We start from the raw sequence: 14,095 nt of genomic DNA on the forward strand, positions 1-14,095 counted from the left end.
AAACCCGGAGCGCGCGCTCATGACCCTATTCAGCCCCTTGACCCTTCCCAACGGCTCCAGCCTGCCCAACCGCATCGCCAAGGCGGCGATGGAAGAAAACATGGCGGACGCGGACCAGGCCCCGTCCGATGCCTTGATGAGGCTCTACCAGGCCTGGGCGGACGGCGGCGCCGGCCTGCTGATCAGCGGCAACGTGATGGTGGACGGCCGCGCGATGACCGGGCCGGGCGGCGTGGTGCTGGAAGACGAGCGCCAGATGGAGCGCTTCCGGCGCTGGGCCCGGATCGGCCGCTCCCGCGGCGCGCAGTTCTGGTTGCAGATCAACCATCCCGGCCGTCAGATGCCGGCCAATCTGGGCCAGGCCACCTGGGCGCCGTCCGCGGTGCCGCTGGACCTGGGCAAGATGTCCAGGCATTTCGCCTTGCCGCAGGCGATGACGCCGCAAGGGATCGCCGATGTGATACGGCGCTTCGCCCGCAGCGCGGGCCTCGCCGAGCAGGCCGGTTTCGACGGCGTGGAAATCCACGCGGCCCACGGCTATCTGCTCAGCCAGTTCCTGTCCCCGCTGTCCAACCAAAGAACGGACGCCTGGGGCGGCCCGCTGGAAAACCGGGCCCGCCTGCTGCTGGAGATCGTCAAAGCGGTGCGCGCGGAGGTGTCCCCGGGCTTCGCCGTGGCGGTCAAGCTCAATTCCGCCGATTTCCAACGCGGCGGCTTCAGCGCCGACGACGCCCGCCAGGTGGTGCTCTGGCTCAATGAGCTGGCGGTGGATCTGGTCGAACTTTCCGGCGGCAGTTACGAAGCGCCGGCGATGCAGGGCGAGGCCCGCGACGGGCGCACCCTGGCCCGCGAGGCCTATTTCCTGACGTTCGCCCAAGCGCTCCAAACCGTGGCCGCCATGCCGGTGATGGTCACCGGCGGCATCCGCCGCCGGCCGGTGGCCGAACAGGTGGTGGCCAGCGGCGTGGCCATGGCGGGCATCGCCACCGCGCTGGCCCTGGACCCCAGGCTGCCCAGCGACTGGCGCCAGGGCAAGGACACCGCTCCGGCGCTGCCGCCCATCGCCTGGCGCAACAAGCCGCTGGCGGCGCTCGCCAATATGGCCGCGGTGAAGTTTCAGCTGCGCCGGCTCAGCCAGGGCAAGACGCCCAAGCCCCAGGTGTCGCCGCTGCGGGCGCTGATCCAGCAGCAGCTGGCCGCCGCCTGCCGCGCCCGCCGCTATCGACGCTGGGCGGCGCAACGTTGAGCCGGCGGTCTCAAGCGCCCGGCAGCGCGGCCAGAAAGCGCTTCAGCGCCGGGTTGGCCGCGTCCTTGCGGCTGACGAAGCTCAGCGGCATCGGCAAGGACAAATCCCGCAGCCGGAAGAAGCGCGCCTGGGCCGGCGGCCGGCCCAGATTGGCCGAGTTGACGATGGCGGCGCCGATGCCGGCGCAGACCAGCGACAAGATCGCCGTTTCGGTGCCGGCCTCCTGCGCCACCCTAAGACGCACGCCCAGTTGCCGGCAAGCGCTGATCAGGCGGTCGTAATAGCCGGGATAGGCCTCGCGCGGCATGGTGACGAAGGGCCGGTCCGCCAGGCTGCGCAGCGCGACGGGGCGGCTCTCGTCATGGCCGGTGTCCCAGCAGCGCGGCAGCGCCAGCACCACGTCGTGCTCCAGCAAGGGCAGGCCGGCCAGGCTTTCCGGCAAGTCTTCGTATTGGTAGATGAAGCCGCCGTCCAGCGCGCCCTCCTCCAGCGCGCTCAATTGCTGCGGCGTGTTCAGCACGCTCAGCTCCAGCGCCACCTCCGGCGCCTCCGCCTGGAAGCGGCTGAAAGCCTGGGGCACCAGGCCGTCCCAACCGGCGTTCTCCACGCAGCCCAGCCGCAGCCGGCCCAAAAGGCCGGCGGCCACGCGCCGCGCGCTCTCGGCCGCGTCGTCCAGCGCGGCCATCGCTTTGCGCACCTCGCGCAAATAGCTTGCGCCGGCCGCGGTCAGCTTGAGGCCACGCGGCGAACGCTCAAACAGCGGCAGGCCCAGCTCTTGTTCCAGGTCCTGGATCTGCCGCGACACCGCCGGCTGGGTGATGTGCAGATGCTCGGAGGCCAGGCGCACGCTTTGGTGCTCGGCCACGGCGATGAAGTAACGAAGATGGCGCAATTCCATGCGGGGTCTTTCGGCTTAGCTATGCCTTTAAGTTATCACGAATTAATAATTCCGCATTGGAAAGCATGGATAATTTCCGCGATAGTGACGGTCAAGCCGCCGGCCGCGCCGGCGCGCACCCTAGCCGCAGAGACCCAAATGGACACCATCAGCCCCACTTATCAACTTGGCGACGCCAAGATCACCCGCGTGACGGACACCCTGCTGCACGGCCTGGCCCCGTCCTTCCTCTACCGCGACTGGAACGAGATGCTGCTGGCGCAAGAGCCGGACTTGCGCGGTCTGCTGGACGCCGACGGCGCGCGCCTCACCCTGAGCGTGCACAGCTGGGCGGTGGAATGGGCCGGCCAGGTTTTCCTGATCGACACCGGCGTCGGCAATGACAAGGAACGCGCGTTCAACCCGCTGTTCCACCGGCTGCAAACGCCCTTTCTGGAACGCCTGGCCCGCGCGGGCATCCAGCCCGCGGACGTCGACCACGTGTTGCTGACCCATTTGCACGCGGACCATGTGGGCTGGAACACGCGGCTGATCAACGGCCAGTGGACGCCCACCTTTCCCAAGGCCCTCTATGCTTTGCCGCAAGGCGATCTGGATTTCTTCGCCACGCCGGAAGCGGACAGCCGGCGCATGGTGTTCGACGACAGCGTGGCGCCGGTGATCGCCTCCGGTCAGGCGCGCGTGATCGGCCTGGACGGCGGCGACTACCAGGACGGTTTCCGCTTCCACCCCACGCCCGGCCATTGCGCCGGCCATATGTCGATTTCGCTGAGTTCGCGCGGCGAGACGGCGCTGTTCTGCGGCGATGTGATGCATACGCCGATGCAGGTGTACCGGCCGGAATGGAATTCGGTGTTCTGCCGGGAGCAGGACGCGGCGCGGGCATCCCGGCGCTGGCTGCTGGACTTCGCCGCCGAGCGCCGCGCCATGGTGTTCAGCGCCCACTTCGCCGACAGCTCCGCCGGCCGGGTGACGCGCCGGGACGGCGGCTTCGGCTGGACCTTCCTCTGAGGCGCCGCTTAACGATCCGCCGCCTCCGTGGGGCGTCCCCGTCCACGCGGCTTTGAAACGCCGACGACAAGCTGCTCTAATCCTTAATCTCAATGCCTTGCGCCAGGCCTTGCACAGGTCCCCAACCTAGGAGCTCCTCATGGCCCTTCCCACCCTCTCGCCGGAGGCCGTCGCCGCCCTGGCCCTAGCCGCCGGCCTCAAGCTCGCCCCCGATCGCCTGGAGGCCGTCGCCGCCACCCTGGCCTTCATCCGCGCGGAAATCGCCAAGCTGGACCGGCTGAGCTCGGCCGACGCGCGCTCAGCGCCCCCCTTCGACCCGGACTGGAGGTAAACGCCGTGCAAGCCTATCAATTGAGCATTGTGGACGCGGCCCGGCAGATAGCGGACGGCCAGTTGTCGCCGGTGGAGCTGACCCGCTCGGTGCTGGAGCGGGCGCAAGAGAAAGAAGACCAGCTGTCCGCCTATGTCACGCTCGCCGCGGATCAGGCCATGGACGCCGCGCGGCGGGCCGAGCAGGAAATCCGCCGCAAGGAATACCGCGGCGTCTTGCACGGCATCCCCTACGCGCTGAAAGACCTGATAGACGCGGCCGGCCTGCCCACCACCGCCAGTTCGCAAGTGCGCCGGCATCACCTCGCCGCCGCCGACAGCGAGGTGGCCGCCCGGCTCAAACAGGCGGGCATGATCTTGACCGGCAAGACCCATACCCATGAATTCGCCTTTGGCTTGACCACGCCGCAAACCAACAATCCCTGGGCGCCGGAGCGTTCCCCCGGCGGCTCCAGCGGCGGTTCCGCCGCCGCGGTGGCTTATGGCGGCGCGCTGGCGGCGCTGGGCACCGACACCGGCGGCTCCATCCGGGTGCCGGCCGCCTTGTGCGGGCTGGTGGGCCTGAAGCCCACTTACGAACTGGTGTCCCGCCAAGGCGTGGTGCCGCTGTCCGGCTCGCTGGACCATGTCGGCCCCATCACCCGCACCGTGGCGGACGCCGCGGCCTTATTGGACGCCATCGCGACGCGACGGCCGCCATCGGCCGACAGCTACCGCCAGGGCCTGGGCCAGGGGGTGGACGGGCTGCGCGTCGGCGTGGCCGGCAATTATTTCTGCGAGCATATCGCGCCGGACATCCAGGCCGCGCTCCAGGATCAGCAGGCCGAACTCGCCGCCGCCGGCGCGACGCTGGTGGAGGTCGAGATCCCGCTGACCGATTTCATCCTGCCCATCCAATGGGGCCTGATAGCGCCGGAAGCCGCCGCCTATCACCGGGACGCGCTGCGCCGCGCGCCGCAGCTGTACGGCGACGAGGTGAGGACGCTGCTGGAAGCCTGCATGCTGGTGCCGCAGAACGAACACGCCCAGGCCCAGGCCGCGCGGATCGCGCTACAAGCCGCCTGGCGCCGGCTTTTCTCCGACATCGACCTGCTCTTGGTCCCCACCGTGCCGCACACCGCGCCGCTGCACGGCCAGGACAGCTTCGTCTGGCCGGACGGCGTCGAGGAGAGCGTGGTCTCCGCCTATATACGGCTGAGCACGCCCGCCAATGTGCTGGGCCTGCCGGCGCTGACGGTGCCGGCCGGCCTGGACCGGGCGGGGCTGCCGTTCGGCGTACAGCTGATTGGCCGGCCTTTCGACGAGCTCACGGTGCTGCGCGCCGGCCAGCTGATAGAGAGCCGCTGCCAAACCCGGTTTGACCTGCCGCGGGCCTAAGAAGCTGTTCACAGCCTGCCGCGCTTCGCGACGCGTGGCGCGGCGGGCGCCGCTTAAACATGCTCATGCGCCGCCTGCGCATTCCGCTTTCTCAGCGGCTCCCGCCTTGTCTCGCCCTGGCACGCGAGGCTTTGAACAGGCTTGTGGACTGTCCGCATCGCGTCCGCTCACAAACCGCCCAGCGAACCGTCGCGCAGGCTCTTGGCCATGGTTTTGCAGGTGTGGAGAAAAGCCGCCACCGCCGGGCTGACGTGCTTCCGGCTGGGCACCGCCAGGCCCACCGCGCGCCGCACCATGGGCGCCAGCGGCTTTTTCACCACGCCGGGGCATAAGGCCAGCAAGGGCGCCGGCACCGCGAGATCGGCGACGATGGACACCCCGGCGCCGTTCTCCACCATTTTGACGATGGTGAGAATCTGGGCGTAGCGGTGCTTGACCATGGGCCGCAGGCCGGCGGTTTCAAACAATCTCTCAATCAGCACGGTATTGCCCGCCAGCGTCATGATGAAGGGCATGTCGCACAAATCCGCCAGCCGCGCCGCCGGCTGGCCGGCCAGCGGATGGCCGGCCGGAATCAAGGCCACGAACTGGTCCTCCACCAGCGGCAAGGTGTCGAAACGATCGTCCGGCAGCACCACGAAGCCCACGTCCACCCGGCGCTCGCTGACCCATTGCGCCACTTCGTCGTCCTCGCCCTCTTCCACGAACACGTCGATTTCCGGATAGCTGGCGCGGAACTGCTCGAGGATGCGCGGCAACAGCAGCAACGAGGAGGTAGTGCCGAAGGAGCCGATGCGCAGCACGCCGCGGTTCAGGCCGCGCGCCGCCGACGCCTCCTGACGGATCGCCTCGGCCACGCCCAAGAGTTCGCGCACGCGCAGCAGCAGGCTGTTGCCGGCCTCGGTGGCCTCGATGCCGGCCTGGCCGCGCGTCAGCAGGGTCAGCCCCCATTCCTTCTCCAATTGCCTGATCGCGTGCGACACCGCGGATTGGCTGATGCCCAGTTTGTCCGCCGCCGCGGTGAAACCGCCCAGCTCCGCCACCAGCGCAAAGATTTCCAGCTGCGTAAAGGTCATGACCGTCTCGTCCACCCATGAGCAAATGCTCATTTTTCCATGAATTCAAACAATCAATAGTATATACACACCCACATAGCATCAGGAGGCCGGGCGGCGCGCCCGGCGCCCACCATGAATCACTCAAGCACCCTCGCCGTCGCGGCGCAGCCCGCCCGCGCGCAAACCGCGCTCAGGCCGGCCTTGTCTCTGAAACTGGCGCTGACCGCGCTGTTCTGGGGCGGCACCTTCATCGCCGGCAGAGTGCTGGCGCAATCCATGCCGCTGATGACCGCCGCCTTCGGCCGCTTCCTGGTGGCCGCCCTGCTGCTGGTGCTGGTGGCTTGCCGGCTGGAAGGCGGGCTGCCGCGGCTGAACCGCTCGCAGATCGCCGTCACCGCGTTTCTGGGCTTTACCGGCATTTTTCTCTACAACGCCTGTTTCTTCGGCGCGCTGGCGCGTATTCCCGCCGGCCGCACCGCCCTGTTCGTCAGCCTCAATCCCATCATGACCGCGCTGGCCGCCAGCCTGATTTTCCGCGAGCGTCTGGGCCTGCGCCGCTGGGCCGGCATCGCCGTGGCCTTGCTGGGCGCCATGGTGGTCATCACCCGCGGCGATCTTGTCGGCACGGTTCACGATTTCAGCCAGTCCTTCGGCGCCGGCGAGGCCCTAATGAGCCTGGCGGTGCTGAGTTGGGCGGCCTATACGCTGGGCTCGCGCAAGGCGATGGAAACCCTGAGCCCGATCGCGGCCACCACCTACGCCACGCTGTGGGGTCTGGCCTTCCTGTCTCTGGGCGCGGCCGGCGAGATCGGCTCCGTTCCCTGGGCCTCCTTCGGCTGGCGGATCTGGCTGTCCATGCTCTATCTGGGGGCCATAGGCACCGTGGTGGGCTTCATCTGGTATTACCAGGGCATCCGGGAGATCGGCCCCTCGCGCGCCGCCGTGTTCACCAATCTGGTGCCCGCCTTCGGCGTGCTGCTGTCCGCGGGGCTGCTGGGCGAACCCATCCTGGCGTCCATGCTGGCGGGCGGCGCGCTGGCGGCGGCGGGCGTGTCCCTGACCAACCGCAAGTGAGCGTTCGGCCGCGCCCGCCCCGCCGGGCGCGGTCCTCGGGCAAGCCCTTAGTACGAATACCTAAACCACGGCCATTGATTTGCAAAACGAATAAAATCGCATTGACAGTCAAGGTCGCGCTGCTAGGCTTCAATTCCCAAACCCCTTAGGGAGAAGCCCCATGGCCAGCCCGCTCACCCTGTTGATGCCGGTCATTCCCGGCACCAGCCTGGAAGCCATCGCCGCCACTCTGGCGGAATACGAACCCACCCTGCATCAAGCGCTGACTTCGATCGGCACCGTCCATTACGCGCGCACCTTGCTCTTGGACCGCTCCGCCTCCAATCTGCAGCCCACCGGCAAAAGCAGCGACAACTACGTGATCGCGGTCATCACCGAGTACGACGGCAGCTTCAACGCCTACATCAACGACTTCGTCGCCCAGGTGGGCACCGTCTTCGACGCGCTGCTGCAATTCGTGGTGGGAGGCAAGGCGCTGACCCCGGTGGCCAATAATGTGGCGGCCTTTCAGGCCTTCATCGCCCAGAACGACGCGTCCCAGCATATTCCCAACAACGGCGGCGGCGGCAAGGACGACAACGGCTTGTACCAGGCCTATCCGTACACGGTGCAGACCATACTCGCCGCGCTGGACTGAAGCGCGCCCGCCAGGCGCAGGCGGCCCGCCCGCTTGCGCCTTAGAGCCTGTTCAAAGTCTCGCGAGCAAGCGCGAGTCAAGGCGAAAACGAGCGAAAAAGCGGAATGTACGCGTGGTACATGAGCGGGTACTCGCCGAGCAGCGCTTCACGAAGCGCAGCGGACTTTGAACAGCCTCTTACACCCGTCCCATTGCTGAAAGGCATGCCATGAACAGCCCCGACCTCCCGTACGACGACATCCAAGGCACGATTCTGCGCGGCTACCGCGTGGACCTGGCCCGGCATTTCATTCTGAGCGTTAGCGACAAGGCCGCCGCCGGCGAGCTGATCCTGAAACTGGTGGAGGGCCGGGACGGCCTGCCGAGCATCACCAGCGCCAAGCGCTGGCTGCAAAAACCGAACAGCTTCCTGAACATAGGCTTCACCTGTCCCGGGCTGCGCATGCTGGGCGTCGGCGCCGAGCAGCTGGCCAGTTTCGAACCGACCTTCCAGCGCGGCGCCACCGATGGCGACACCGCCAGCCTCGTTGGCGACATCGGCGCCAGCGCGCCTGAAAAATGGATAGGCGGCCTGGCTAATGGCGAGCAGGTGCACATCGTGCTCAGCTTGTGGGTGGCCAAGGACCCGGCGCTGCTGGAAAGCCTCAGCGCGCGGCTGCGTCAGGCCTTCGCCGGCGCCGTCAGCGAACTATCCGCCCATGACGCCCAGGCGCTGCCTGACAATCAGGTTCACTTCGGTTACCGCGACAGCATCGCCCAGCCCACCATCGCCGGCGCGCCGCCGCGCAAGCGCCCGGAGCCGGACGATCAGGCCGTCATCGCCACCGGGGAATTCCTGCTCGGCTACACCAACGAGGGCAAGGGCGTGTACTCGGTGCAACCGCCCGAACTCAGCCGCAACAGCAGCTATGCCGCTTTCCGCATCCTGGAACAGGACGTGGCCGCTTTCGACGCGTTCCTGAGCGAATACGCGGCCAAGGCCGGCATCGATCCCGAACTGCTGGCGGCCAAGGTATGCGGACGCTGGCGCAACGGCAACCCGCTGACGCTGCGGCCGGACGAGGCCGGCGCCACGCTGCCGACCAGTCAATTGAACGACTTCAACTACGTCAATGCCCAGCCGTCCCAAGACGACACCCTGGGCCTGAAATGTCCGATAGGCTCCCACATCCGCCGCAACAATCCGCGCAACGGCGCGGTGGTGGGCACCGACAGCGCCCACCACCGCATCGTGCGCCGGGCCATGCCTTACGGCCCGGCCTACGACCCCGAACACCCCTCGGCCGCGGCCCGCGGCCTGATCGGCTACTTCATCAACGCCAGCCTGAGCAATCAATTCGAATTTCTCAGCAGCCAGTGGAACCTGCTCAGCGACTTCGTCAAATCCGCCACGGAACCGGGCAATCCGGACGCCGGCAACGCGGTGTTCAACATCAGCGGAGAAGACGTCTTCCTCGGCGTCAACGACGCCGCGGACAGCAGCTTCACCCTGGCCGCGCCCGGCCGCTCGGGCAAGAACAACACCGTGTTGCAGGGCTTCTCGCGGATGATCATCACCCGCGGCGGCGCGTATTGCTTCCTTCCCGGCATCGGCGGCCTGCGCTACCTGGCGCGGCTGGCCAGCGGCTAAGAGCCTGTTCAAAGTCTGCTGCGCGTCGTGAAGCCTTGCACGGTGAGTACGAGCTCAAAATGCTCATGTACCACGTGTGCATTCCGCTTTTTCGCTCGTTTTCGCCTTGTCTCGCGCTTGCTCGCGAGACTTTGAGCAGGCTCTAAGACGCGTCGGCCGGCCGCCCGTACTGCTCGTGGATGAAGTCCGTCATGTGCGCGGCCAGGATCTGGTGCACCTCCTGGCTGGGGTGCACCTCGTCGTGGAACAGGTGGCGATGCGAGCTGTCCAGCGGCCGCGCGTCGCCGGCGAAGCCGAGCACGCGCGGCAGGTCGATATAGCCCTCGTGCTTATTGTGCATCGTGTCGTAATCCACTGTTTCCGCCAGCTCCATCAGGTAATCCAGCTTGGCGCCGATATCGAAGAAACGGAGGGTCACCCCGGCGTCGCGGTAGCGGGCTTGCAACGCCTCCACCGCCTGGCTCAGCTGCCGGTTATGCCGCTGAGACAAGTCGTGCAGCTTTTCGGCCTCCGCCGGCGGCTGTTTGCGCGCGTTCACGGTTTTGGACAGATCCGGCGCGCCGGCCACCAGGATGTCCTTGACCCCCTTGGCCACCAGCTGGTCGATCTGCCGCTCGTAGGTGCGGATCACCTTGTCCACGTCGATCTTGCCGAAAGTCATGTAGTCGTTGGACCCCAGGGCCAGCACCGCCATATCGCCCGGCTGGAAGTGGTGCTTATTGATCTGGCGCTCCATATGGGAGATGAACATGAAGGCCGGGTTCCACTTGGAGTACTTGCCGGCCACCGCGCCGCCCTCGGCGTAATTGACCACCGGCTTGCCCAGAAAAACCCTGGACGCCAGGAAGTCCGGCCAGGCGAAGCCATTGGTGAAACGCCCTTCGTAGTACTGGCGCGAGGACGGCATCACCCCCAGGGTTTTGCTGAGCATGCGGCCTTCGGAGTCCGACAGGCTGTCGCCTATCACCACCAGGCGCTGGATATGCCCCAGGCTCTTGCCCTCCCCGGCGGCCGCGGCCGGCGTCTTGGCCTGCACCGCCTGGTTTTTCAGCGCCAGCGCGAACAGCGCCTTCTTGTAGAAGCCGCCGGAGTCCACCGTGTCCGCCCGCGACAACGTGGCAGAATCGTGCCGCAATTGCCACAACTGCGTGTTCAACTTGGGGGCTTCCGACTTGGAGGCTTCTTCCGCATGCCTAGGCTCTGCGCGCTGGGCTCTGTTCCAGGGCACAAACAATTTACCGGGAGCGATTCTCATGGCGTGTGATTTCCTGTGCGTGATTTAGTGATGCACAGAGTGCCAAACATCAATGGCACGGTCTTGCGCAAAACGATCATGCCAAGGGCTTGCGCCACGCCATCAAAGAGCCCGCTGACGCGGGCTGGCGATCAACCGCTCAGTGTCCCTTGCCGCGCAGAAACGCCAGGTGCTCGCGGGCGTAACGCCGCTGCTCCCGCAAGAAACCCTGAATGCCCTGCCGCATCGCCACCACCATGTCCGGCCGCTTGTCCGGCTTGCAGATATAGGTCCACAGAAAATCCTCCTGCGTGTCCGGCTGGATGTCCTCCATCTTGGCGTGCTCGAACTCGGTTTCCCGCGATTCGCCGTTCACATCGAAAGCCACCGTCATCGGCATCATGATCAGGCGCTGCCGGCAATGGATCTCGTACAGGGACTGGCTGTAGGCGTAAGCCGTCACCGGCTTGTCCGCCTCGAATCTGGGCGCGCACAGCGTCCAGAATTTGACGGTGCCGTGCGGCGATTGCGCGATGCTGTCGCTATCGATCAACAAGCCGCCCTCGCTGGGGTTGAAATAGGTGAAGTCCCAGCTGGAGGCGCTGGCCATGGAAGACAACAAGATAAAAACGCAGGCAATGACTTTCAACATTCTGATTCCCAATATTTTTCCAATCGATACGCGCAATGCAGCGGCGGCGGGCATGATAACAGCCCTGGTTTTTCCTTGTGAATGGCCGGGCGCGCTCTGAGTCAAGCGCGCGGAGCCGAAACACGGCAAGGCGAATCGTCGCCGCACAGGGTCAAGGCTGGTAAATGGGTCGCGGATCAAGGGCGTTTTCTTACACTTGAGCCAGCCGTCCATCGGCCCGTGGCCGGAATCGTTTTCTGAAAGTCTTCCCAGCCGCTCTGCCTTCACACTGCGCCCCAATAAAATAACCATGTGGCCAACCTGGATTCGCTCCCCAGGGCGTCCGTCGCCGTCCGCTTCGGACGGCGCGCCGAGACGCCGCCGCTTCAAATCAGCACCTCGCCGGGAAAACCGCCATGAGCACCATTCCAACCGCCATCCAACTGCGGGCGTAGCAGTACGACCTATCCCGCCTGCAAGACCACAAGGAACACAGCCGCGTCGGCATGCGCAAAGACGGCATGCTGGTGCTGTACACCGGCCGCAGCTATCTGCTGCACCCGGAACAAACCCAGCGCGCCAGGGACTTTCTCCGCGCCCGGGGAGCCGTCGTCGGCTCCGGCCCGCTCAGGCTGTCCGCTTTATTGCGCCTGAGCCCGCCCGTCGTCGCGCCCCGCAACGCTCCGCCGCCGGCTGGGGACAGGAGCTCCGGCCTGCTGCTGCGCAGCCTGATGCAACAGCAAGTCCGCGTGATTCGAGAAGAGCTGGGCCTGCTGCGCAGCGCCTGCGTGGTGACGCGGGCCAAACAACGCCTCGCCCAGCCAGAGGCCAAGGCGGACGCCCCGCTCCCGCAAGCCATGCCGCCGGCGCTGCTGCGCCGTTTCAAGATGGTGGGCGTGGCTTTCGAGCGTCCGCCGGCAAGCTACGCCGAATTATTGTCCGGCATCCAGGCCTGCGGCCGGCCGAAACAGATCGCCGTCGCGGAAAGAAAACTGGGCAAGGTCGATCTCAGCTCCGCGCCCAAGCCCGGCAAGGTCAAAAGCCTGCTCGCCGCGCTGGCGCGCGCATCGGAGGACGCCTGGACCCAATGCGCGCAGGCGCATGGCGGCGAGCAGGCGCGCGCCTTCCGGCAAACCGCGTTCATCCAGGGGTCGACGATAGGCGAACAAGGCGTTTGCTTCCCGCTGGTCGTCAAATGGTTGGCCAGCCAGCGCAGCTGGCCAAACGAGGCCGAGGCCTTTTTCCGCGACATCGAAACTGAGGGCGGACGGGACGAGGTGATGGAACTGGCGGTCAACAGCTATGTGTGGCGAAGCGTAGACGCCATCGCCGACTATTTCGCCGTCTATGGCTTGAGCCCTCGCGGCCACAGCGAAAGCCCGGGCTTCAAGATCGCGCTGGAGCGCGACGGCCTGTACAACATTGGCATCCGCCCCGCCCAAGGCGTCGGCCACGCCTTGGCGGCCAGGGTGGATCATGCCGCGCGGACATTCCGGTTTTTCGATCCCAATAGCGGGGAATACGCGCTGCCGTCCGCCGAGGCCCTGGCCGGCTTTGCGCAAGACTACCTGGCGCTGGCCTACCCTGCGCTGGACAAGGGCAGCGATGTGATGCGGCTGGAGTAGTGCCCGCTCCAAACCTCATCGCCTGAATTTTCCGCGCGCCAATCCGCATAGAATGCGCTTGCTGCGCGCGGCGCAGCACTATTTCCCTCTTCCAACACTGAAACGCCGACAGGAGGCCCATCTACTTGCGCGCATCCGCGCCGCCCGTTCCATTTGCCAGTCCCCCCCTCTTTCACCAATAAAATCCGTATGGCATTTTGTGCGTTTTCCCGGCTCGCGCCGCCCTACCTCTGTCTACCGGAGAACGTTTTGAAACGCACACTCTCGATGCTGGCCCTGGCCGGCGCCGGCTGGCTGGCCTGCGCCGGCGCATCCTGGGCGCAAGCCTCCCCCGCCGGCAGCGCTCCTAGACTGGCTGCGCGGCTGGCGGTCTGCGCCGCGCCATGGAAGGCCGCCACGCCCTATCCGGCCGGCAGCGTGGCCAGCCATCACGGCGTCAACTTCACCGCCGTTTACTGGACCCAGGGCAACACGCCGGACGCCAGCAGCGGCGCAGCGGAAATCGGCCAGCCCTGGACCGCCGGCGCGCGCTGCGCGCTGCCCGGCAAGGCCAAAGCGGCCAATCCGGACGCCAACTTCTCCCCCAGCACGCTGAAATTCCTGAAAGCCAACACCGGGCTGGACGGCGAGCAGTGGAACAACATCATGAAGTTGGTGAACAAGCCGGAGCAAGACTCGCTGGATTGGCCCAAGTTTTACGGCTATTGCGAGGACATCGACGACGAACGCGGCTTCACCATCGGCATTTTCGGCGCCACCACCGGCGGCCCGCGCGATCAGGGGCCGGACGGCCCGACGCTGTTCAAGGAGTTCGACGCCGCCAGCGGCGCCGGCAATCCCTCTATTGCCGGCGGACTGGCGCGCGCCGGGGTGCGCGGCGGCATGCAAGGGCCGGTGCTCAAGATCAGCGACAGCGAGAAGGTGTTCTGCGGCAAGATAGCCGCGCTGCAAAACAACGCCGCCTGGCGCGAAGCGATGTGGCAGACCTTTTACAAGGTCTACATCCAATACAGCGTGCAACAGGCGCGCCAGCGCGGTTTCGGCAGCGCGCTGACGATAGGCTCCTTCGTGGACACCGCGCTGAACCAGGGCGCCAGCGGCGGTTCCGACACGCTGCAGGGACTGCTGTCCCGTTCCGGCGGCAGCGGCGACGAAAAAACCTTCATGAACCGTTTCCACGCCGAGCGCAGCAAGGTGGTGGACACGAATGAATACAACCAGCCGCCCAATGGCAAGAATCGCGTCAAACAATGGAGCGGCCTGCTGAGCCAGAGCGAGACCGATCTGAAAGACGCCGACGCCGCGGTGCTGAAAGCCACCAGCTGGAAGATGAAGTAGGCGCGC

At 66.4% G+C, this 14,095-nt stretch carries 14 protein-coding genes; 10 read left to right on the forward strand and 4 right to left on the reverse strand.

Annotated features, from left to right (window positions below):
- Positions 1-19 precede the first annotated feature (19 nt).
- Complete coding sequence (locus DB032_RS11160; protein WP_107799550.1) at positions 20-1,246, forward strand: NADH:flavin oxidoreductase/NADH oxidase family protein; 1,227 nt, start codon at positions 20-22, stop codon at positions 1,244-1,246.
- Between the two features lie 10 nt (positions 1,247-1,256).
- On the opposite strand, the gene DB032_RS11165 is transcribed toward DB032_RS11160, so the two are convergent.
- Positions 1,257-2,144, reverse strand: coding sequence for a LysR family transcriptional regulator (locus tag DB032_RS11165; protein ID WP_107799551.1), 888 nt, complete (start codon positions 2,142-2,144; stop codon positions 1,257-1,259).
- Between the two features lie 138 nt (positions 2,145-2,282).
- Between DB032_RS11165 and DB032_RS11170 the strand changes: the two genes are divergently transcribed.
- From DB032_RS11170 to DB032_RS11180, 3 genes are all read left to right on the forward strand, one after another.
- On the forward strand, positions 2,283-3,155 hold the full coding sequence (locus DB032_RS11170) for an MBL fold metallo-hydrolase (RefSeq protein WP_107801824.1): 873 nt from the start codon (positions 2,283-2,285) through the stop codon (positions 3,153-3,155).
- Positions 3,156-3,294: 139 nt separating this feature from the next.
- Complete coding sequence (locus tag DB032_RS11175) at positions 3,295-3,486, forward strand: hypothetical protein (protein ID WP_107799552.1); 192 nt, start codon at positions 3,295-3,297, stop codon at positions 3,484-3,486.
- 5 nt (positions 3,487-3,491) lie between these two features.
- Positions 3,492-4,862: an amidase gene (locus tag DB032_RS11180; protein ID WP_107799553.1), complete on the forward strand. Its 1,371-nt coding sequence runs from the start codon at positions 3,492-3,494 to the stop codon at positions 4,860-4,862.
- 167 nt (positions 4,863-5,029) lie between these two features.
- Here DB032_RS11180 and DB032_RS11185 read toward each other — a convergent pair whose 3' ends face one another.
- Positions 5,030-5,938 (reverse strand): LysR family transcriptional regulator, encoded by a 909-nt coding sequence (locus tag DB032_RS11185; protein ID WP_107799554.1) that lies wholly within the window; start codon positions 5,936-5,938, stop codon positions 5,030-5,032.
- A gap of 114 nt (positions 5,939-6,052) precedes the next feature.
- Between DB032_RS11185 and DB032_RS11190 the strand changes: the two genes are divergently transcribed.
- The 3 genes from DB032_RS11190 to DB032_RS11200 all read left to right on the forward strand — a co-directional run bounded on the left by DB032_RS11190 (position 6,053) and on the right by DB032_RS11200 (position 9,261).
- Complete coding sequence (locus DB032_RS11190) at positions 6,053-6,994, forward strand: DMT family transporter (RefSeq protein WP_107799555.1); 942 nt, start codon at positions 6,053-6,055, stop codon at positions 6,992-6,994.
- 160 nt (positions 6,995-7,154) lie between these two features.
- Positions 7,155-7,631 (forward strand): hypothetical protein, encoded by a 477-nt coding sequence (locus DB032_RS11195; protein ID WP_107799556.1) that lies wholly within the window; start codon positions 7,155-7,157, stop codon positions 7,629-7,631.
- A gap of 208 nt (positions 7,632-7,839) precedes the next feature.
- On the forward strand, positions 7,840-9,261 hold the full coding sequence (locus DB032_RS11200; protein WP_107799557.1) for a peroxidase: 1,422 nt from the start codon (positions 7,840-7,842) through the stop codon (positions 9,259-9,261).
- A gap of 142 nt (positions 9,262-9,403) precedes the next feature.
- On the opposite strand, the gene DB032_RS11205 is transcribed toward DB032_RS11200, so the two are convergent.
- Positions 9,404-10,417 carry an SGNH/GDSL hydrolase family protein gene (locus DB032_RS11205; protein ID WP_233246687.1) on the reverse strand — a complete coding sequence of 338 codons (1,014 nt, stop codon included), beginning with the start codon at positions 10,415-10,417 and terminating at the stop codon, positions 9,404-9,406.
- Positions 10,418-10,655: 238 nt separating this feature from the next.
- On the reverse strand, positions 10,656-11,105 hold the full coding sequence (locus DB032_RS11210; RefSeq protein WP_107799559.1) for a surface-adhesin E family protein: 450 nt from the start codon (positions 11,103-11,105) through the stop codon (positions 10,656-10,658).
- On the opposite strand from DB032_RS11210, the gene DB032_RS24145 reads away from it, so the two are divergent.
- The 3 genes from DB032_RS24145 to DB032_RS11220 all read left to right on the forward strand — a co-directional run bounded on the left by DB032_RS24145 (position 11,104) and on the right by DB032_RS11220 (position 14,089).
- Positions 11,104-11,247 (forward strand): hypothetical protein, encoded by a 144-nt coding sequence (locus tag DB032_RS24145; protein ID WP_158274291.1) that lies wholly within the window; start codon positions 11,104-11,106, stop codon positions 11,245-11,247. The genes DB032_RS11210 and DB032_RS24145 overlap by 2 nt on opposite strands.
- A 385-nt stretch (positions 11,248-11,632) precedes the next feature.
- Entirely contained in the window at positions 11,633-12,751 is a 1,119-nt protein-coding gene (locus DB032_RS11215; RefSeq protein WP_107799560.1) for a hypothetical protein, read from the forward strand.
- A 249-nt stretch (positions 12,752-13,000) separates the two neighbouring features.
- A complete protein-coding gene (locus DB032_RS11220) occupies positions 13,001-14,089 on the forward strand; it encodes a chitosanase (RefSeq protein ID WP_233246688.1) in 1,089 nt (362 codons plus the stop codon).
- Positions 14,090-14,095: the final 6 nt, after the last annotated feature.

The organism is Chromobacterium sp. Panama (assembly GCF_003052555.1).
GTDB lineage: Bacteria > Pseudomonadota > Gammaproteobacteria > Burkholderiales > Chromobacteriaceae > Chromobacterium.

Bases quoted from the DNA above. Each gene is read 5' to 3' on its own strand.
- DB032_RS11160 (WP_107799550.1), top strand. From the start codon at position 20: ATGACCCTATTCAGCCCCTTGACCCTTCCCAACGGCTCCAGCCTGCCC.
- DB032_RS11165 (WP_107799551.1), bottom strand. From the start codon at position 2,144: ATGGAATTGCGCCATCTTCGTTACTTCATCGCCGTGGCCGAGCACCAA.
- DB032_RS11170 (WP_107801824.1), top strand. From the start codon at position 2,283: ATGGACACCATCAGCCCCACTTATCAACTTGGCGACGCCAAGATCACC.
- DB032_RS11175 (WP_107799552.1), top strand. From the start codon at position 3,295: ATGGCCCTTCCCACCCTCTCGCCGGAGGCCGTCGCCGCCCTGGCCCTA.
- DB032_RS11185 (WP_107799554.1), bottom strand. From the start codon at position 5,938: ATGACCTTTACGCAGCTGGAAATCTTTGCGCTGGTGGCGGAGCTGGGC.
- DB032_RS11190 (WP_107799555.1), top strand. From the start codon at position 6,053: ATGAATCACTCAAGCACCCTCGCCGTCGCGGCGCAGCCCGCCCGCGCG.
- DB032_RS11195 (WP_107799556.1), top strand. From the start codon at position 7,155: ATGGCCAGCCCGCTCACCCTGTTGATGCCGGTCATTCCCGGCACCAGC.
- DB032_RS11200 (WP_107799557.1), top strand. From the start codon at position 7,840: ATGAACAGCCCCGACCTCCCGTACGACGACATCCAAGGCACGATTCTG.
- DB032_RS24145 (WP_158274291.1), top strand. From the start codon at position 11,104: ATGGAAGACAACAAGATAAAAACGCAGGCAATGACTTTCAACATTCTG.
- DB032_RS11210 (WP_107799559.1), bottom strand. From the start codon at position 11,105: ATGGCCAGCGCCTCCAGCTGGGACTTCACCTATTTCAACCCCAGCGAG.
- DB032_RS11215 (WP_107799560.1), top strand. From the start codon at position 11,633: ATGCGCAAAGACGGCATGCTGGTGCTGTACACCGGCCGCAGCTATCTG.